This window comes from Streptococcus australis (genome assembly GCF_901543175.1).
Classification (GTDB): Bacteria; Bacillota; Bacilli; order Lactobacillales; family Streptococcaceae; genus Streptococcus; species Streptococcus australis_A.
The window spans coordinates 1910945-1928637 of the sequence record NZ_LR594040.1; the positions used below are offsets into that span (position 1 = coordinate 1910945).

14 protein-coding genes and 3 tRNA genes are annotated in these 17693 nt (G+C 35.2%); 7 read left to right on the forward strand and 10 right to left on the reverse strand.

All coding sequences use genetic code 11. From position 1 onward, the window contains the following. The first annotated feature begins 100 nt into the window (after window positions 1-100). Both yaaA and recF read left to right on the forward strand, forming a co-directional pair. Window positions 101-469, forward strand: a complete 369-nt coding sequence (yaaA, locus tag FGK98_RS09795; RefSeq protein WP_138101003.1) for a S4 domain-containing protein YaaA — start codon at window positions 101-103, stop codon at window positions 467-469. A gap of 2 nt (window positions 470-471) precedes the next feature. Then, window positions 472-1563: a DNA replication/repair protein RecF gene (recF, locus tag FGK98_RS09800; protein ID WP_138101004.1), complete on the forward strand. Its 1092-nt coding sequence runs from the start codon at window positions 472-474 to the stop codon at window positions 1561-1563. Window positions 1564-1622: 59 nt separating this feature from the next. On the opposite strand, the gene guaB is transcribed toward recF, so the two are convergent. Continuing rightward, on the reverse strand, window positions 1623-3101 hold the full coding sequence (guaB, locus tag FGK98_RS09805) for an IMP dehydrogenase (protein ID WP_138101005.1): 1479 nt from the start codon (window positions 3099-3101) through the stop codon (window positions 1623-1625). Window positions 3102-3253: 152 nt separating this feature from the next. Beyond that, entirely contained in the window at window positions 3254-4279 is a 1026-nt protein-coding gene (gene trpS / locus FGK98_RS09810) for a tryptophan--tRNA ligase (protein ID WP_138101006.1), read from the reverse strand. Window positions 4280-4474: 195 nt separating this feature from the next. Here trpS and FGK98_RS09815 point away from each other — a divergent pair, with 195 nt between their 5' ends. Both FGK98_RS09815 and FGK98_RS09820 read left to right on the forward strand, forming a co-directional pair. Further along, complete coding sequence (locus FGK98_RS09815; protein WP_138101007.1) at window positions 4475-6097, forward strand: ATP-binding cassette domain-containing protein; 1623 nt, start codon at window positions 4475-4477, stop codon at window positions 6095-6097. A gap of 61 nt (window positions 6098-6158) precedes the next feature. Then, window positions 6159-8711, forward strand: a complete 2553-nt coding sequence (locus tag FGK98_RS09820; protein WP_138101008.1) for a YfhO family protein — start codon at window positions 6159-6161, stop codon at window positions 8709-8711. A 21-nt stretch (window positions 8712-8732) separates the two neighbouring features. On the opposite strand, the gene FGK98_RS09825 is transcribed toward FGK98_RS09820, so the two are convergent. Continuing rightward, window positions 8733-11387: a YhgE/Pip domain-containing protein gene (locus FGK98_RS09825; protein WP_138101009.1), complete on the reverse strand. Its 2655-nt coding sequence runs from the start codon at window positions 11385-11387 to the stop codon at window positions 8733-8735. A gap of 128 nt (window positions 11388-11515) precedes the next feature. Here FGK98_RS09825 and FGK98_RS09830 point away from each other — a divergent pair, with 128 nt between their 5' ends. Then, window positions 11516-12058, forward strand: a complete 543-nt coding sequence (locus FGK98_RS09830; RefSeq protein ID WP_138101010.1) for a TetR/AcrR family transcriptional regulator — start codon at window positions 11516-11518, stop codon at window positions 12056-12058. 40 nt (window positions 12059-12098) lie between these two features. Here the strand turns inward: FGK98_RS09830 and FGK98_RS09835 are convergent. From FGK98_RS09835 to rlmH, 7 genes are all read right to left on the reverse strand, one after another. Beyond that, a tRNA-Asn gene (locus FGK98_RS09835) sits at window positions 12099-12172 on the reverse strand. 5 nt (window positions 12173-12177) lie between these two features. Then, a tRNA-Glu gene (locus FGK98_RS09840) sits at window positions 12178-12249 on the reverse strand. A 51-nt stretch (window positions 12250-12300) separates the two neighbouring features. Further along, window positions 12301-13053 (reverse strand): competence system response regulator transcription factor ComE, encoded by a 753-nt coding sequence (gene comE / locus FGK98_RS09845; protein WP_045592607.1) that lies wholly within the window; start codon window positions 13051-13053, stop codon window positions 12301-12303. Continuing rightward, window positions 13050-14369, reverse strand: a complete 1320-nt coding sequence (gene comD, locus FGK98_RS09850; protein ID WP_138101011.1) for a competence system sensor histidine kinase ComD — start codon at window positions 14367-14369, stop codon at window positions 13050-13052. The genes comE and comD overlap by 4 nt, the downstream gene beginning before the upstream one ends. A gap of 21 nt (window positions 14370-14390) precedes the next feature. Then, window positions 14391-14516, reverse strand: coding sequence for a competence-stimulating peptide ComC (gene comC / locus FGK98_RS09855; RefSeq protein WP_138101012.1), 126 nt, complete (start codon window positions 14514-14516; stop codon window positions 14391-14393). A 165-nt stretch (window positions 14517-14681) separates the two neighbouring features. Beyond that, window positions 14682-14755, reverse strand: a tRNA-Arg gene (locus FGK98_RS09860). 43 nt (window positions 14756-14798) lie between these two features. Continuing rightward, window positions 14799-15278, reverse strand: a complete 480-nt coding sequence (rlmH, locus tag FGK98_RS09865) for a 23S rRNA (pseudouridine(1915)-N(3))-methyltransferase RlmH (protein WP_138101013.1) — start codon at window positions 15276-15278, stop codon at window positions 14799-14801. A gap of 185 nt (window positions 15279-15463) precedes the next feature. On the opposite strand from rlmH, the gene FGK98_RS09870 reads away from it, so the two are divergent. Both FGK98_RS09870 and FGK98_RS09875 read left to right on the forward strand, forming a co-directional pair. Then, on the forward strand, window positions 15464-16654 hold the full coding sequence (locus tag FGK98_RS09870) for a S1C family serine protease (RefSeq protein ID WP_138101014.1): 1191 nt from the start codon (window positions 15464-15466) through the stop codon (window positions 16652-16654). Between the two features lie 57 nt (window positions 16655-16711). Next, on the forward strand, window positions 16712-17470 hold the full coding sequence (locus FGK98_RS09875) for a ParB/RepB/Spo0J family partition protein (RefSeq protein WP_138101015.1): 759 nt from the start codon (window positions 16712-16714) through the stop codon (window positions 17468-17470). The last annotated feature ends 223 nt before the right edge of the window (window positions 17471-17693 follow it).

Sequence of the window (17693 nt, forward strand, 5' to 3'; positions counted from 1 at the left end):
TCTCTTTACCGCTTTTAAAATAAAAATCGTTTTCATTTTCAGTGATTTCGCTCACTTAATTCTAAGAAATATGGTATAATACCTTAAATTGAGGTGAATTATGGAATACAAATTATTTGAAGAATTTATTACGCTCCAAGCCCTCCTAAAAGAGCTTGGAATTATACAAAGCGGTGGTGCTATTAAATCCTTTTTGATGGAACATCAAGTTTACTTTAATGGTGAATTAGAAACTAGACGTGGAAAAAAGATCCGTATTGGAGATGCAATTGACATCCCTGATTTAAAGATTGACATCACCTTGACACAACCAAGTTTAAAAGAGCAAGAAGAATACCAAGCAGATAAGATTGAAAAAGAGCGGATTACTAAACTTGTCAAAGAGATGAATAAGGGTGTAAAGAAAGAAAAACAAAAAACTACTTTATCACCTAAAACCAAACAAGCTCCACGTTTTCCAGGAAGATAATCATGTGGCTCCAACATTTAACAATAAAAACCTTTCGAAACTACAAAGAGACAAAAATTGATTTTAATCCAAAATTAAACGTCTTTCTAGGTCAAAATGCACAAGGAAAGACCAACATTCTAGAAGCAATCTATTTCTTGGCCTTGACACGTAGTCATCGTACTCGGACAGATAAAAATCTCATTCATTTTGATGAAGAACAACTCCATCTTTCTGGCTTGCTACAGAAAAAAACAGGCTCTATTCCTCTAGAAATTGATTTAACACCAAAAGGGCGTGTGACTAAAGTCAATCACTTAAAACAAGCTCGCCTCTCAGACTACATCGGACATATGAATGTGGTTCTCTTCGCACCTGAGGATCTCCAGTTAATTAAAGGAGCGCCCTCTGTTCGTCGAAAGTTTATTGATATAGAACTGGGACAAATTAAACCAATCTACTTGTCAGACTTGTCAAACTATAACCATATACTCAAGCAAAGAAATACTTATCTAAAATCCAGTCAAAAGATTGACGAAACATTTCTGTCGGTCTTAGATGATCAGTTAGTAGAGTATGGTTGTCGCGTCATAAAACATCGGATAAAATTCATTAAAAACTTAGAGAAATTTGGTCAAAAAAAACACTTAGAAATTTCAAATCAGTCAGAAGAGCTGTCAATTTCTTATCAATCAACTGTCAACTTTACTAATGAAGAAGTCTTAATGGATTCTTTTAAAATGGCTTTAGAGAAAAGTAGATCAAGAGATTTATTTAAAAAGAATACTGGTGTTGGCCCTCATCGAGATGACATTGCTTTTTATATCAATGGTATGGATGCTAGTTTTGGAAGTCAAGGGCAACATCGTAGTCTTGTACTTTCTATCAAACTAGCAGAAATTGAGCTAATGGAAAGCATTACTAACGAGTCTCCAATACTCTTGCTTGACGATGTTATGAGCGAACTTGACAACACACGACAATTAAAATTACTAGAAACTATTTCACAATCTATCCAAACCTTCATCACAACAACAAGTTTAGACCACTTGCAAAACTTGCCAGAAAATCTTAGTATTTTCAACATCCAAAACGGTAAAATATCTGTAAATTAAAGTTGACACTTTTGTAAACAAAAAAGAACTCCTGAAATTCAGGAGTTCTTTTTTGTTTCTTACATAGAGTAGTTTGGCGCCTCATTGGTGATTTGTACATCATGAGGATGGCTCTCTTTTAAACCAGCCCCAGACATTTCAATAAATTGAGCATTGTCGTGCAATTCTTTAAGGTTAGCTGCACCACAGTAACCCATACCAGAGCGAATACCACCAATCATTTGGAAGACAATATCAGCTGCTGCGCCTTTATAGGCAACACGACCTTCAATTCCTTCTGGAACGAGTTTGTTTGCTTCATTGACAGAACCTTGGAAGTAACGGTCACTTGAACCTTTCTTCATTGCAGCGATTGATCCCATACCACGATAAGTCTTAAACTTACGCCCTTGGAAAATTTCAGTTTCACCCGGTGCTTCATCTGTTCCAGCAAACATTGAACCAAGCATAACTGCGTTTCCACCTGCAGCAAGGGCTTTTACAATATCTCCAGAATACTTGATTCCACCATCAGCAATAATCGTTTTTCCATATTCGCGCGCTACTGCAGCTGCATCATAAATTGCTGTCACTTGTGGGACACCCACACCTGCAATCACACGAGTAGTACAGATAGAACCTGGTCCAATCCCGACTTTGACAACGTCCACACCCGCATCATAAAGAGCACGCGCACCTTCTGCAGTCGCAATATTACCTGCAATCAAAGTGCGATCTGGGAAGTGAGCACGAATTTCAGCAATTTTACGTAGAACCCCAGCAGAGTGACCATGTGCAGTATCAATTACAATTGCGTCAGCTCCTGCTTCAAAAAGGGCTTCTGCACGTTCAAATGTATCTGAAGTGACCCCCACCGCACCAGCAACTAGAAGACGGCCAAATTCATCCTTGGCAGCATTTGGAAACTCAATAACTTTTTCAATATCCTTAATAGTAATCAAGCCAGAAAGACGGCCTTCCTCGTCAACCAAAGGAAGTTTTTCAATACGGTGTTCTTGAAGAATATGTTCAGCTGTTGTAAGATCTGTGCCAACTGGAGCAGTGACAAGATTTTCACTGGTCATGTGATTTGAAATTGGTTGATTGTAATCTGAAATAAAGCGAAGATCTCGGTTTGTTAGAATACCAACCAATTTACGGTTTTCAAGTGTTTCTACAACTGGAACACCACTGATACGGTAACGTCCCATCAGTTCGTCTGCTTCAGCAATGGTATGTTCTGGAGTCAAGAAGAAGGGATCAATGATAACACCATTTTCAGAACGTTTTACCTTGCGAACTTCGTCTGCTTGTTGCGCAATTGACATGTTTTTATGGATTACTCCGAGACCACCCGCACGAGCAATGGCAATGGCCATTTGGCTTTCTGTGACTGTGTCCATGGCGGCTGTAATAATTGGGATACTTAAAGTCAGATTATCTGCCAATTTTGTTGTTAAATCTGCATCATTCGGCAACACATGACTCTCAGCTGGAATAAGCAATACATCATCAAAGGTAAAACCTTTTTTCAAAAATTTAGTGTCCCAATTAGACATTCGAAGTTTCCTCTTTTCTTTCTTTTTGAGCTTGACTCTTTTTGTATTGTATCTATCATACCATTCTATGAAAATTTGTCAAATGATACGAGGATAAATAAAAAACTATCTTTTCCTGTGCGAAAAAAGATAATTTCTTATAGTATGTAAGCTTATTTAAAATAATGAAGTCCCATTGCTTCCTTAACCTCAGATAGAGTTTGCCCTGCAACCTCGCGAGCTTTCTCACTCCCTTTTTGAAGCATATTATACACTTCTCCCATATCCTTAGCAAATTCGATACGGCGCTCACGAATAGGGCCAAGTTCGCGTTCAAGTATTTCGAGTAGATAGCGTTTCGTCTTCACATCACCAAGACCACCACGTTGATAGTGTTCTTTCATCTCTGCAATTTCTTGAGCATCTTCAGGACGACCAAAAACATCTAGATAATGGAAAACCATGTTTCCTTCAATCTTACCTGGATCCTCAACCCGAATATGATCCGGGTCTGTATACATACTCATGACTTTTTTACGCAAAGTATGGGCATCATCGGCTAGATAAATACCATTATTGAGGGATTTAGACATTTTAGCATTTCCATCTAGGCCTGGCAAACGTCCTGCTCTCTCATTCTCTGGATAAATACCTTCTGGCTCCACCAATACATCACAATGATAAGCATTATTAAAGGAACGAACAATTTCACGAGTTTGTTCAATCATTGGTTTTTGGTCTGTTCCTACAGGAACATAATTAGCCTTAAAGGCTGTAATATCCGCTGCCTGAGCAATTGGATAAACCAAAAAACCTGTCGGGATACTTTCCCCAAATCCTTTTTGAGCAATCTCTGTTTTTACTGTCGGATTACGCTCCAAACGAGCTAGTGACACCAAATTCATATAGTACATAGATAGCTCAGCCAACTCTGGAATCTGACTTTGAATAAAGATAGTTGATTTACTTGGATCCAATCCAACTGCTAGGTAATCCAAGGCAACATTCCCAATAGACTCTACAATCGTTTGAGGATCTTTGGCGTGATCTGTCAGCGCTTGTTGGTCCGCCAAAAAAACAAACATCTCATACTTATCTTCTTCCTGTAGTAACACTCTATTTTTTAGACTACCAACATAATGTCCAATATGTAGTTTACCTGTTGGACGGTCTCCTGTTAAAATAATGGGTTTCGTCATTTTTTTCTCCTTCGAAATGGTCTCTTCAATTATAGCATTTTTTTGTTAAAATAACAGAAATTTATTTAAATCAAAGAGCTGATTCGCTGTAAATATAACTGTAAACTTAGTTGACATAAAATTGACAAATAAAAATTTGAATATTTCTCTCTTTTCTAGTAGAATAAATGTATTACATATTATAGGAGAAAAACATTGCTTACAGTATCTGATGTTTCACTACGTTTTAGTGATCGCAAACTTTTTGATGATGTCAACATCAAATTTACAGAAGGAAATACGTACGGATTAATTGGTGCTAATGGTGCTGGGAAGTCTACATTCTTAAAAATTTTAGCTGGTGATATCGAACCTACAACGGGTCACATCTCTCTTGGTCCAGATGAACGTCTCTCTGTTCTTCGTCAAAATCACTTTGACTATGAAGATGAACGTGCAATTGATGTCGTTATCATGGGAAATGAAAAACTCTATAGCATTATGAAAGAGAAAGATGCTATTTACATGAAGGAAGATTTTTCTGATGAAGATGGTGTTCGTGCAGCTGAACTTGAAGGTGAATTTGCCGAACTAGGTGGTTGGGAAGCAGAGAGTGAAGCATCTCAACTACTTCAAAACCTAAATATTCCAGAAGAATTGCACTACCAAAACATGAGCGAATTGGCAAATGGTGAAAAAGTAAAAGTTCTCCTTGCCAAAGCACTTTTCGGTAAACCAGATGTTCTGCTCTTGGACGAGCCAACCAACGGTTTGGATATCCAATCAATTACATGGCTAGAAGACTTCTTGATTGACTTTGATAACACAGTTATCGTTGTATCCCACGACCGCCACTTCTTAAACAAAGTATGTACTCACATGGCCGACCTTGACTTTGGAAAAATCAAACTCTATGTCGGAAACTATGACTTCTGGAAGGAATCTTCTGAGCTTGCTGCGAAATTGCTAGCAGACCGTAATGCCAAAGCGGAAGAAAAAATTAAGCAATTACAAGAATTCGTTGCTCGATTCTCCGCCAACGCTTCTAAGTCAAGACAGGCAACGTCTCGTAAAAAAATGCTTGATAAGATTGAATTAGAAGAAATTGTTCCATCCAGTCGTAAATATCCATTTATCAACTTTAAAGCAGAGCGTGAGATTGGTAACGATCTCTTGACAGTAGAAAATCTAACTGTAAAGATTGATGGTGAGACTATTTTAGATAATATCAGCTTCATCTTGCGTCCAGGTGATAAGACAGCTCTTATTGGACAAAATGACATCCAAACAACTGCATTAATTCGTGCAATCATGGGTGACATTGACTATGAAGGAACTGTTAAGTGGGGAGTTACTACTAGTCGCTCTTACTTACCAAAAGATAACTCTGCTGATTTTGCAGGAGGAGAATCAATTCTTGACTGGTTGCGTCAATTTGCAAGTAAAGAAGAAGACGATAATACCTTCTTACGTGGTTTCCTTGGTCGTATGCTCTTCTCTGGTGATGAGGTTAACAAACCTGTAAATGTCTTGTCAGGGGGAGAAAAAGTTCGTGTCATGCTTTCAAAACTTATGCTTTTGAAATCAAATGTCCTTGTACTTGATGATCCAACAAATCACTTAGACTTAGAATCTATCTCAAGTTTGAACGATGGATTGAAAAACTTCAAAGAATCGATCATCTTTGCCAGTCATGACCACGAGTTCATTCAAACTTTGGCAAACCATATTATTGTTTTGTCTAAGAATGGCGTCATCGATCGCATCGATGAAACCTATGATGAATTCCTAGAAAATGCAGAAGTACAAGCAAAAGTCAAAGACCTTTGGAAAGACTAAATAAGACTTCAAAACTCAGTTGGGTTAACCAACTGAGTTTTCTATCATTCTACGAGGTAACATGAAATCATTTTTTAAAACATATTGGACCTATTTTATTTCTTTCATCATTCCTGTAGTGATTATGTCTGGAGTATATCTATCTCAAGGTATCTACTGGAATAGTGATACATCCCCACTATTAGGAGACGGTTTTCATCAATACGTTATTTTTGATGTGGCTTTACGGAATATTCTACATGGGAATGGTAGTTTATTTTACACCTTTACAAGTGGCCTCGGACTGAATTTCTATGCTCTATCTAGTTATTACTTGGGTAGTTTTCTCTCACCTCTAGTTTACTTTTTTAATCTCTCAAATATGCCAGATGCTGTATATCTGACAACACTCTTAAAGTTTGGCTTGATTGGATTGTCAACCTTCTTTAGTCTAAATAGATTATTTAAAGATATTCCGAAATCTTTAAAACTATCCTTATCTACTTCCTATGCTCTAATGAGCTTTACCGTTAGTCAGTTAGAGATAAAAACCTGGCTAGATGTTTTTATCTTGATTCCTTTAATTATAACTGGCTTACACATGCTTATAACAGAAAAGAAGCGCCTGCTATACTTTACAAGTCTGTCAATCTTGTTTATTCAAAACTACTATTTTGGCTATATGACAGCATTGTTTCTAATTTTCTGGTATCTCTGCCAAATTTCTTGGGACTTTAAAAATCGAAAATCATCTTTTCTTGATTTTGTTGTTACCTCCTTTTTAGCAGGAATGGCTAGTTTGATTATGACTCTTCCTACATTGTTTGATTTACAAACTCATGGAGAGAAGTTAACTGCTATCACAAAATTAAAGACAGACAGTAGCTGGTATTTGGATATTTTCGCAAAACAATTCATTGGATCTTTTGATACAACTAAGTATGGATCTATCCCAATGATTTTTGTTGGATTGCTTCCTTTTATTTTAACCATTCTATTTTTCACAATAAAATCCATAAGGTTTCACGTGAAACTTACCTATGCAGTCTTCTTCACTTTTTTAATAACAAGCTTTTACATTGAGGCACTTGATTTATTTTGGCAGGGGATGCATACTCCAAATATGTTTTTGCATCGCTATGCTTGGATTTTTTCTACTCTGTTAATTTATACTGCAGCAGAAGTCTTAAATCGTCTGAAAGAACTGAAGCTATGGAATCTATTTCTGTCACTGTTTCTTGTACTAGCAGGATTTTTGGCTACTGTATACTTTAAATCACACTATTCTTTTTTAACAGATTTGAATATCCTACTCACTCTTGAATTTCTCCTAGTTTATGCTCTTTTACTCCTTGCAATCATCAGAAAATTTATCTCTGTAAATCTATTTGCAATTCTTTTGTCTTTATTTATAACAGCTGAGATAAGCCTAAATGCTTCAGTTCAAATGGAAGGAATAGCCAAAGAATGGGCCTTTGCTTCTCGTAGCGCCTATAATAGAGATGTCACTGCTATGGAATCCATTATAAAACAAATTGACAATCCATTTACACGTACTGAGAAACTGCAAATTCAAACAGGAAATGACAGTATGAAATTTAACTACAATGGAATCTCTCAATTCTCGTCTGTACGAAATCGTTCAGCTAGCACTAGTTTAGATAAACTTGGATTCAAATCCTCTGGAACCAATCTCAATCTCCGTTATGCAAATAACAGCATTTTGGCGGACAGTTTATTTGGAATCCAGTATAATATTTCAGAAACTCCCCTTGATAAATATGGATTTCAAGAGATTTATCAAAAGGATCATTTAACCTTATATAAAAATCAACTTTCCCTCCCCATTGCTTTTGCTACTCAATCTATTTACACAGATGTAAACTTTAATAATCATACTCTGGATAATCAGGCTTTGTTTATAAACCAGCTTGCTAATCTCAACTTAGATTACTTCTATCCAATAGCTTATGATAAAACAGATAATTCTGATGGTTTAACAAGCATCACAAGTTCTACGAATGAGGATGCAAAGATTGATTATCAGATTGAAGTTCCTCAAAATAGTCAAGTCTATCTCTCTTTTTCAAACCTTCATTTTACTAATGATAAACAAAAGAAGGTTGACATCTTTGTCAATGGAGAAAAGAAGACTTTTACAACTGACAATGCTTTCAATTTCTTTAATTTAGGCTATACTGAGGAACAAAAAACTTTCAATATCAGTGTTAGCTTTCCCGGAAATTCTCAAGTGTCATTTGAATCTCCAACCTTCTATCGTTTAGATACCCAAGCTTTGACTGAGGCAATCCAGAGGATTAAAGAACAGCCTGTAGAAGTATCCACTTCTAAAAATAAAGTCTTTGCTATATATGAAGTCAAACAGGATACCTCTATTTTCTTCACCATTCCTTATGACAAAGGTTGGTCTGCTTATCAAGATGGGAAAAAACTTGAAATCAAGCAGGCTCAGACTGGTTTTATGAAAGTTGATGTTCCAAAGGGAAAAGGCACCATTACACTTTCCTTTATCCCCAATGGTTTTGTTATTGGAGCAGCCTGCTCACTAACTGCCCTTCTTCTTTTTGGGATCTATAATCACAGACGAAATTTATCTAAGACAGAAAAAGATTGACCAATTCCTTGGTCAATCTTTTTAATCTTCTTCCATTTTCTTAGGTTGATAAGCTAGCATACCTAAAGCAGTAAATAAAGCTAGAGTTATAATAAGGAAAATCACTTGATGATGAATATTTCCTGTCATAGAGATTGTTTGTCGTAAGCCTGATACAGAGTAACTCATTGGTAACCAAGGATTGATACCTTTGAAGAAATCATTTGTTAAAGCAAGGGGATAGGTCCCTGCACTTGATGCTAACTGTAATAAAAGTAAAATAAGAGAGAAGAAAGCTCCTATACGGCTATTCCAAGTTGTTAAAGCTGTCACCATAGACATGAAAGCTAAACTTGTGATTATAATCAGAATCAAGGTTCTCATCTCATGATTAGCAGTCAATCCAATAAGATGGACACCTCCATAAACTAGGACACCTGCTAAGATAGCTATAATCCCATTTATTTCAGAACGAGACTTCAACCAAGCCCAACGACTCTCTGGATGACGTCCAGAAGGTAACTTCGCAAAAATCATATTGGTAGATATAGCAGCAACAAAAAGAGCAACTGATATCATATAAGGAGCCATGGCAATCCCATTTACAGGAACTTGATCATTATCTCTTTTTGAAAGAACTAGAGGCTCAGATAATGTTTCTGCATTTTCAGATTCTGTTGAAGCTGATTTGAGCTGATTATTAGCATTTCCTAATCCTTGTCCTAATGAATCAACTCCTGTCTGTAAATCTTCAAGACCAGAGGTTAAGCTTGTTCCACCTTCTGCTAGTTTTCCAGTACCATCTGCAATCTTCATAGCACCACTTCCTAGTTGAGATGCTGCAGAAAGTAACTGTGTTGATTTATCTGTTAATTGATCAGAGCCAAATTGTAATTTAGTAAGACCTGCTATTAGCTCTGGACTCTTATTATTCAATTGAGCAGAACCAGATGACAAACTTTCTATACCTGATACTAATTCTGGAGTTTTTCCAGCTAACGCATCTGCTCCAGCTGTCAAGGTTGATGTATTTTCTGTCAACTTACTTGATCTAGAAACTAATTGATCTAGACTAGTTGTTAAGTTTGCATTCTTTTCACTTAGTTTATTGGCACCTATAGAAATTGTGTTCAGTCCCTTAGTATAGTTTACAACCCCTTTTTCAATTGACTGACTTCCTGGAACCAACTGATTATCTAAAGCAGTTTGCAATTTTGTAAATCCATTTGACAATGTTGTCAAGGAGCTAGATGCTACAGGTAAGAGTTGATTTGCTTTCGCCTGCACATCAGATAGATTAGTTACTTGTTGTTCTGAATTCTCTATACTTTCTTTTAATCCCCCTACTGTCGTTAAAATTGTTCTTGCTGACTCAATAGTAGAATTAGAATTTTTAGAAATAGCTTCTGTCAGTTCTTTCTTCTGTTCCTCTGTGAGAGATTGATAAGTAGCTGTTGATTGAAGGTTAGCTATAGTTTTCTTTTGTTCTGTCTGACTTTTGGTTACAATATCCTGAGCAAGAGTTGTTAGATTTGGCAAAGCTTCTGATAATGTACTTTTCAGTTGAGTATTATCCGATATCGTAAGAGCTTGTAGTATTTTATTCAGTTCCCCTAGACTAGTCGCCAATTGAGTTATTTGTTCATTTTGTTGAGATGAAGATCCCAATTGACTTGAAATTTCTTTAATACCAGTATTTAATTGCTCTATTCCATCTCTTAGTGTATCTGATTGGTTGGATAATTGACTCGTTCCGCTGGAAAGTTTTTCTACACTACTTGTATAAGCATTTACACCAACTGAAAATTGACTGAGACCTGCATCCAGTTGTGAAACGCCACCTGTGTAAGACTTTATGCCTGTATTTAGCTGATTTATACCTGTCACCAACTCAGGAGTTTTTGAAGATAATTTACCAAGTCCAGTGTCAACTTGTGAAACGGCATTTGTATAACTTTGTAAACCACTATTAAAAGCCCCTAAACCAAGATGTAATTGCTCTATGGCAGATACATAGGCAGACAAGCCTTTTGTAAATTGATCAGCTCCATTTGAAAAAGTTACACTTGAGTTAGCTAGAGTATTAAGATTTGCCGTCAATGTTTGACTTCCCGTCACCAACTGATTTGCTCCATTAGCCAATTGTTCACTTCCATCAGCTGCCTTGTTTATCCCAGACTTCAAGTCATTCAATTTTTGAAATAAAGCCTTGGTATACGTTTCAGTAACATGAGTAGAAACGGTTTGTTTTAATTGTGTCATAGCAGAATCACTCATCTTACTTGCAATAAAACTATGCCCACTTGACGTCTGATAATCAATCTGCATCTGTTCAGGATGATTAGTTAGGATAGAAGTAGCCTTTTCAGATAAGTCACTTGGTAAAGTTACTACCATGTAGTAGTCACCATCTTCTAGACCTTTTTTCCCTTCCTCTTCATTAACAAAATGAAAATCTAGAGTCTTATTTTCTTTTAAATTAGACACCATGTCTTCACCTATTGTCATCGTCTGTCCATTATAAGAAGCTTCCTTATCTTTATTGACAACTGCAACAGGTAGCTCTGATAATTTCCCATAAGGATCCCACATGGATGATAAAAATATAATGTTGTATAAAGCTGGAATGAGAGAAATCCCTATCATTACAATGATAAAGATTGGTTTTTTAAATATTGCTTTCCATTCTTTAAACATATTTCCTCCTTTTTTTAAACATATTGTCTAAAATTTTGATATAATAGATTATACATAAAAAAATCAAAATTACAAGATAAAAAATTACTTTTTAGACATATTGTCTAATTTGTCTACAAGGAGGAATTATGAAAGAAAGTAACAAACGCTTAAAAACAAAACGTACTATTGAAAATGCTATGGTACAATTACTGATGGAACAACCCTTTGATCAAATTTCTACGGTCAAGTTAGCTGAAAAAGCCGGAATTAGTCGTTCCAGCTTCTATACTCACTATAAAGACAAGTATGATATGATTGAACACTACCAAAGTAAACTCTTTCATACTTTTGAATATATTTTTCAAAAACATGCTGATCACAAAAGAGATGCTATTTTAGAAGTGTTTGAATATCTAGAATCTGAACCACTCTTGGCTGCACTCTTATCTGAAAATGGTACAAAAGAAATCCAAAATTTCTTGAGAAATAAGTTTCATATTATACTTAGCACTGACCTTCAGAAACGCTTTATGAAACTACAACTAAATCCAATTGAATTAGAATACAGTAGCATTTATCTAACAAATGCCCTATTTGGAGTTTGCCAGACCTGGATTGCTCACGGAAAAAAAGAAAGCCCGCAAGAAATGACAGACTTCCTTATAAAAATGTTAGGTGATACAAACTAAGAATAAAAAAGAACATCGTCTGATGTTCTTTTTTATCTGACTCCGCCAGTAGGACTCGAACCTACGACATCATGATTAACAGTCATGCGCTACTACCAACTGAGCTATGGCGGATAGTATAGTCCGTACGGGATTCGAACCCGTGTTACCGCCGTGAAAAGGCGGTGTCTTAACCCCTTGACCAACGGACCATCTATCTGTAGCAGATATAACCATTATATCAATTTCTTACTAATTGTCAATCACTTTTTAGTTTTTTTCTCCAGAATATCTTTCAGTTTGCGAACTTTCAAACGAGTAATCGGGCAACGATGATCTTCATAGAAAACAACTTCTAAATTTTTTCGATCAATTTCTCTAACATTTCCCACATTAACAAGAAAAGATTTATGGGAGCAATAAAATCTCTGGGTATGTTTGTCCTTTTCCTGAATATCTGTCATGGTTCCATAGAACTCTTTAGCAAAATTCTTACCAATAATTCGCAGTTTATGAGAAACACCTGTGGTTTCGATATACAAAATATCATGGTAAGGGATTTTCAAATCATTTCCCTTATAGTTATAATCAAAATAGTCTACAACATCTTCGTTTTCAAGCAACATGCTCTTAGTGTAAAAAATACTCTGCTCGATACGTTTTTTAAACAATTCATCATTGATGTCTTTATCAACAAAATCTAGGGCTGATACCTGGTATTTGTAAGTCAAAGTAGCAAATTCAGATCGACTAGTAATAAAAACAATAATAGCATAGGGATTGTGATGGCGAATAAACTGTGCCACTTCAAAGCCCTTTTTCTCAATTCCATGAATATCGATATCTAGGAAATAAAGCTGGTTAACTTCATCATTTTCGATATATTCCTTAAACTCACGAACTTTTCCTGTTGTCTTATATGAAATAGGAATATTTGATTCCTCTGAAATTTCATTCAATATTCTCTCAAGTCTCACTTGATGCTCAATAACATCTTCTAAAATTAGTACTTTCATTCAAAATCCCTCTTAAATCTAATAATTTGTCTAAATGTGTTGTCTTCCATCTCTGTTTCTAAAATAATGTTGTCATACTTATCTAAAATCTCATTGACATTATTAAGTCCTAGGCCTCTATTCCTTCCCTTAGTAGAGAAACCTAAGGCAAATAAGTTTTCTGAAGGCGTCATAGTGATTTTACATGAATTTTGGATGACTATAACTGTTTCAAAATCCATTTTAATGACTGCAACTTCCATTTGTTTCAAGTAACTGTCTGCAGCACCTTCAACTGCATTATTTAAGAGAATACTCATGATGCGAACAAGATCAAGTAAATCCATTGACAATCTAGTAATAATATCCTTTACTTCCAATGTAAACTCTACATCATTATTTCGTGCATAGACAATGGATTGAGCAATCAAACTACGTAAAGCTGAATCTTCTATGTTATTCAAATCAAAGTAAGTATATTTCTCTGAACGCAGTTTTTGATTCGCTTTTACTAATACTTCATTGTAAATTCTGTCAATTTCTTGTAAATCTTCACTGTCAATTGCCATCTGCATGCTGACAAGCATACCTGCATAGTCATGACGAAAACCTCGAATTTCATTATACAAACCTACAATTTCATCTGTATAATTCTGTAAATGCTTTTGTTCAAATTTCTTCTGCTTCAAAGCAATCTCTTTTTCAACTTGAACCTTGTAAGAGTTCATTGCAAAGAAGGTCAAAAGGAGCCCAACAAAAACTACGGATGATAAAATACTTCCAAAACTATTTAAATGAGAAATAGTACTCACGATATCTGAAATAAAAGAGACGATATGTAGGAAGATAAATGCATATAGCACTTTTTTCAAAAAAGGATAGAGATAGTCTTTGTCAAAATAGGTAAGTTCTAAATGGAAATAGGTAATAATTTTTTTAATAACAAAATATGTTAGTAATAGTACTCCTAAATAAAACATCCCTTCATGTTCTATGACAAAACCATCACCTGTTATAGAGGATAGGGTTACTGATATGAATGTATGGGTAGTGTGATATAAAAGAGAAATTAATAAACTAATAAAGATTCCTTTATACCTATCATATTTCTTTAATCCTCTTAAATAACCATATATAACTAAAGGGAATAAAAATTTCTCTACCCCTAATCCATGTAAAGATACAAAATAAAAGAAAAATTCAACTACTAACTGTAATATAAATAGCCAAATACTGAACACATATAATTCTTTTATAGTTGTTTTACAAATCCATTCATAATTTCTGCTAAGAATAAAAAGACCTAGAATAACCATTGCCAATCCGAATAAATTCATTATTTCCTACCCTAATTTTAATTATTTTCTTTTTTGAAAAAGAAAACTGCGTATTACGTCTGGAATTCTCAATTCCCCACCTTGAATCTCCTGCAATTCTTTCTCTGTAAGCTTTGTGAATTGTTCCAATTTAACTGTGTTTTTCATAATAAAGTCTCCTGTATTGTTTTTCTTGTAAATTAACTTACAACCCTATTATACAAAATGAAGACCATGTAAGAAAAATTTCTTCTCAACTGTACTTTTTTGCACCTGAAATGCACTTTTTTAAGAAAAAAGCTGGGAGTTTTCCCAGCTTCTTCTCTAATGTACTGATCCCAGCAGGATTCGAACCTGCGACCGTTCGCTTAGAAGGCGAATGCTCTATCCAGCTGAGCTATGAGACCTAACATAACAATTCTATCAAAAAACAAGAAGTAAGTCAATCTTCTATTTATGATAAGGAGATCCCTGCTGAATGGTAAAAGCACGATAAATTTGTTCAACAAGGACTAATCTCATTAACTGGTGTGGCAAGGTCAAACGCCCAAAACTAACAGAAAGATTCGCTCGATGCTTCACAGTAGGGGATAGTCCCAGACTTCCACCAATAATAAATGTAAGGGTAGAAAATCCCTTTATGGAAGCTTGTTCTAACTGTTTACTGAATTCTACTGAAGAGAGAGTTTTTCCTTCAATTGCTAACACAACGACAAAATCTCTTTCTCCAATTTTAGAAAGAATTCTAGCACCTTCTGTTTCTAAGATTTTTTGATTTTCTATTTCACTAGCTTTATCAGGCGTTTTCTCATCAGCAAGCTCAATCATTTCTAATTTTGCGAAACGTGAAATTCGTTTGCTATATTCAGCAATACCATCTTTAAGATATTTTTCTTTCAGTTTTCCAACTGTTACAATTTTTATTTTCATTCTTTTATTTTATCATATCCACACTTTATTTCACATCTTATACACATCAAAATCGTCTAAAATAACGAGCAAATTCACAGAATAAAAGGAGTTATCCACAACTTGTGTAAAACTTTAAACTTTTAAGTTTGAATTAAGTTAATAGGTTTATACTTTAATTAAATAACAAATAATTGGAGGCGTTTATGAAACACTTACAAACATTTTACAAAAAAGGAGGCAAATTTCTTGTAATCATTCTTATTGGATTTTTAAGTGGTGCTTTAGGAAGTTTCGTGACATTGCAACTTTCTCAAAAACAAGGAAGCCAAACTACAAATAACACTACAAATACTGTTACTCAAACCTCCTACAAGAATGAAAATGCAACAACTCAGGCTGTCAATAAGGTAAAAGATGCCGTTGTGTCGGTCATCACTTATTCAGCCAATCGGCAAAATAGTGTTTTTGGAAATGACGAAACAGATACGGATACCGACTCTCAACAGGTAGCAAGTGAAGGTTCCGGTGTTATTTACAAAAAGAACGACAAAGATGCCTATCTTGTAACAAATACTCACGTTATCAGTGGAGCTTCAAAAGTCGACATCCGTTTAGCAGATGGTACTAAAGTTCCTGGTGAAATTGTAGGATCTGACACCTTCTCTGATATTGCTGTCGTAAAAATTTCTTCAGAAAAAGTTACAACCTTAGCAGAATTTGGAGATTCTAGCAAACTAAATGTTGGTGAGACTGCAATCGCAATTGGTAGTCCTCTAGGATCCGAATATGCCAATACAGTTACCCAAGGAATCATTTCAAGTCTCAATCGAAATGTCTCTCTAAAATCTCAAGATGGTCAAGCAATTTCTACAAAAGCCATTCAGACAGATACTGCCATTAACCCTGGTAACTCTGGTGGTCCACTTATAAACATTCAAGGTCAAGTTATCGGGATTACATCAAGTAAAATTGCAAGCAATGGGGGAACTTCTGTAGAGGGTCTTGGATTTGCTATTCCATCAAATGATGCACAAAATATTATTAAACAGCTTGAAAGTAACGGTAAAGTGACTCGACCTGCTCTTGGAATTCAAATGGTTAATTTAGCTAATATTGGAGCTAATGATCTTAGAAAACTCAATATTCCAAGTAGCGTAACTTCTGGTGTAGTTGTTCGATCTGTTCAAAGCAATATGCCTGCATCTGGTCACCTTGAAAAATACGACGTTATTACCAAAGTTGACGACAAGGAGATTTCTTCGTCAACAGATTTACAGAGTGCTCTTTACAACCATTCTATCGGAGACAACATTAAAATCACCTACTATCGAAATGGGAAAGAGGAAACTACAACTATTAAACTAGATAAGAGTTCGGGTGATTTAGAGTCTTAATTGACATCAGTGTAAAGAAAACTTTACAGATAGTAAAAGATATGTTAGTGTAGAATCATGGAAAAATTTGAAATGATTTCTATCTCAGAAATACAAAAAAATCCCTATCAACCTCGAAAAGAATTTGATACAGATAAACTAAAGGAATTGGCTCAATCAATCAAAGAAAATGGGCTCATCCAACCCATCATCGTTCGTCAATCTCCTGTAATTGGTTATGAAATCCTTTCAGGAGAGAGACGATATCGGGCTTCTCTCTTAGCTGGTCTCACTTCTATTCCAGCTGTTGTGAAGAACCTCTCAGATCAGGAGATGATGATTCAGTCTATCATTGAGAATTTACAGAGAGAAAACTTGAATCCAGTTGAAGAGGCACGCGCCTACGAATCTTTGGTAGAAAAAGGATTTACTCACACTGAGATAGCGGATAAAATGGGGAAATCTCGTCCTTATATCACTAATTTTATTCGTTTGCTTTCCCTACCAGATTATATCTTATCTGAAGTAGAAAATGGAAAAATTTCTCAAGCTCATGCACGTTCACTAGTTGGTTTGGATAAAGAGCAACAGGAATATTTCTTTCAACTAATCAAAAATGAAGACATCTCTGTGAGAAAACTAGAAACACTGCTGACAGAGAAAAAACAAAAGAAGCAAAAAAAAAGTAATTCTTTCATCAAAGATGAGGAAGATAAGTTAAAAAAACTACTTGGCTTAAATGTAGAAATTAAACTTTCTAAAAAAGATACTGGAAAGGTTATTATTTCTTTTTCAAGCCAAGAAGAATATGACAGAATTATCAACAGCCTAGAATAAGGCTGTTCTTTTATTTTTTCAACCCACAAATTTATCCACTATTTCTTATAGCAAAAAACCAAAGAATTCAAGGGAATCCTTCACTTTCCCCCAACCTGTGGATAAAAAATATAAACATTGTGGATTCTTTTCCACAGATTGTGGAAAAATGCTAGCATCTATGGTAAAATAAGTCTAACAGTAAACCTTTTTATATCAAATATAGCAAAGGAGGGGATAATCG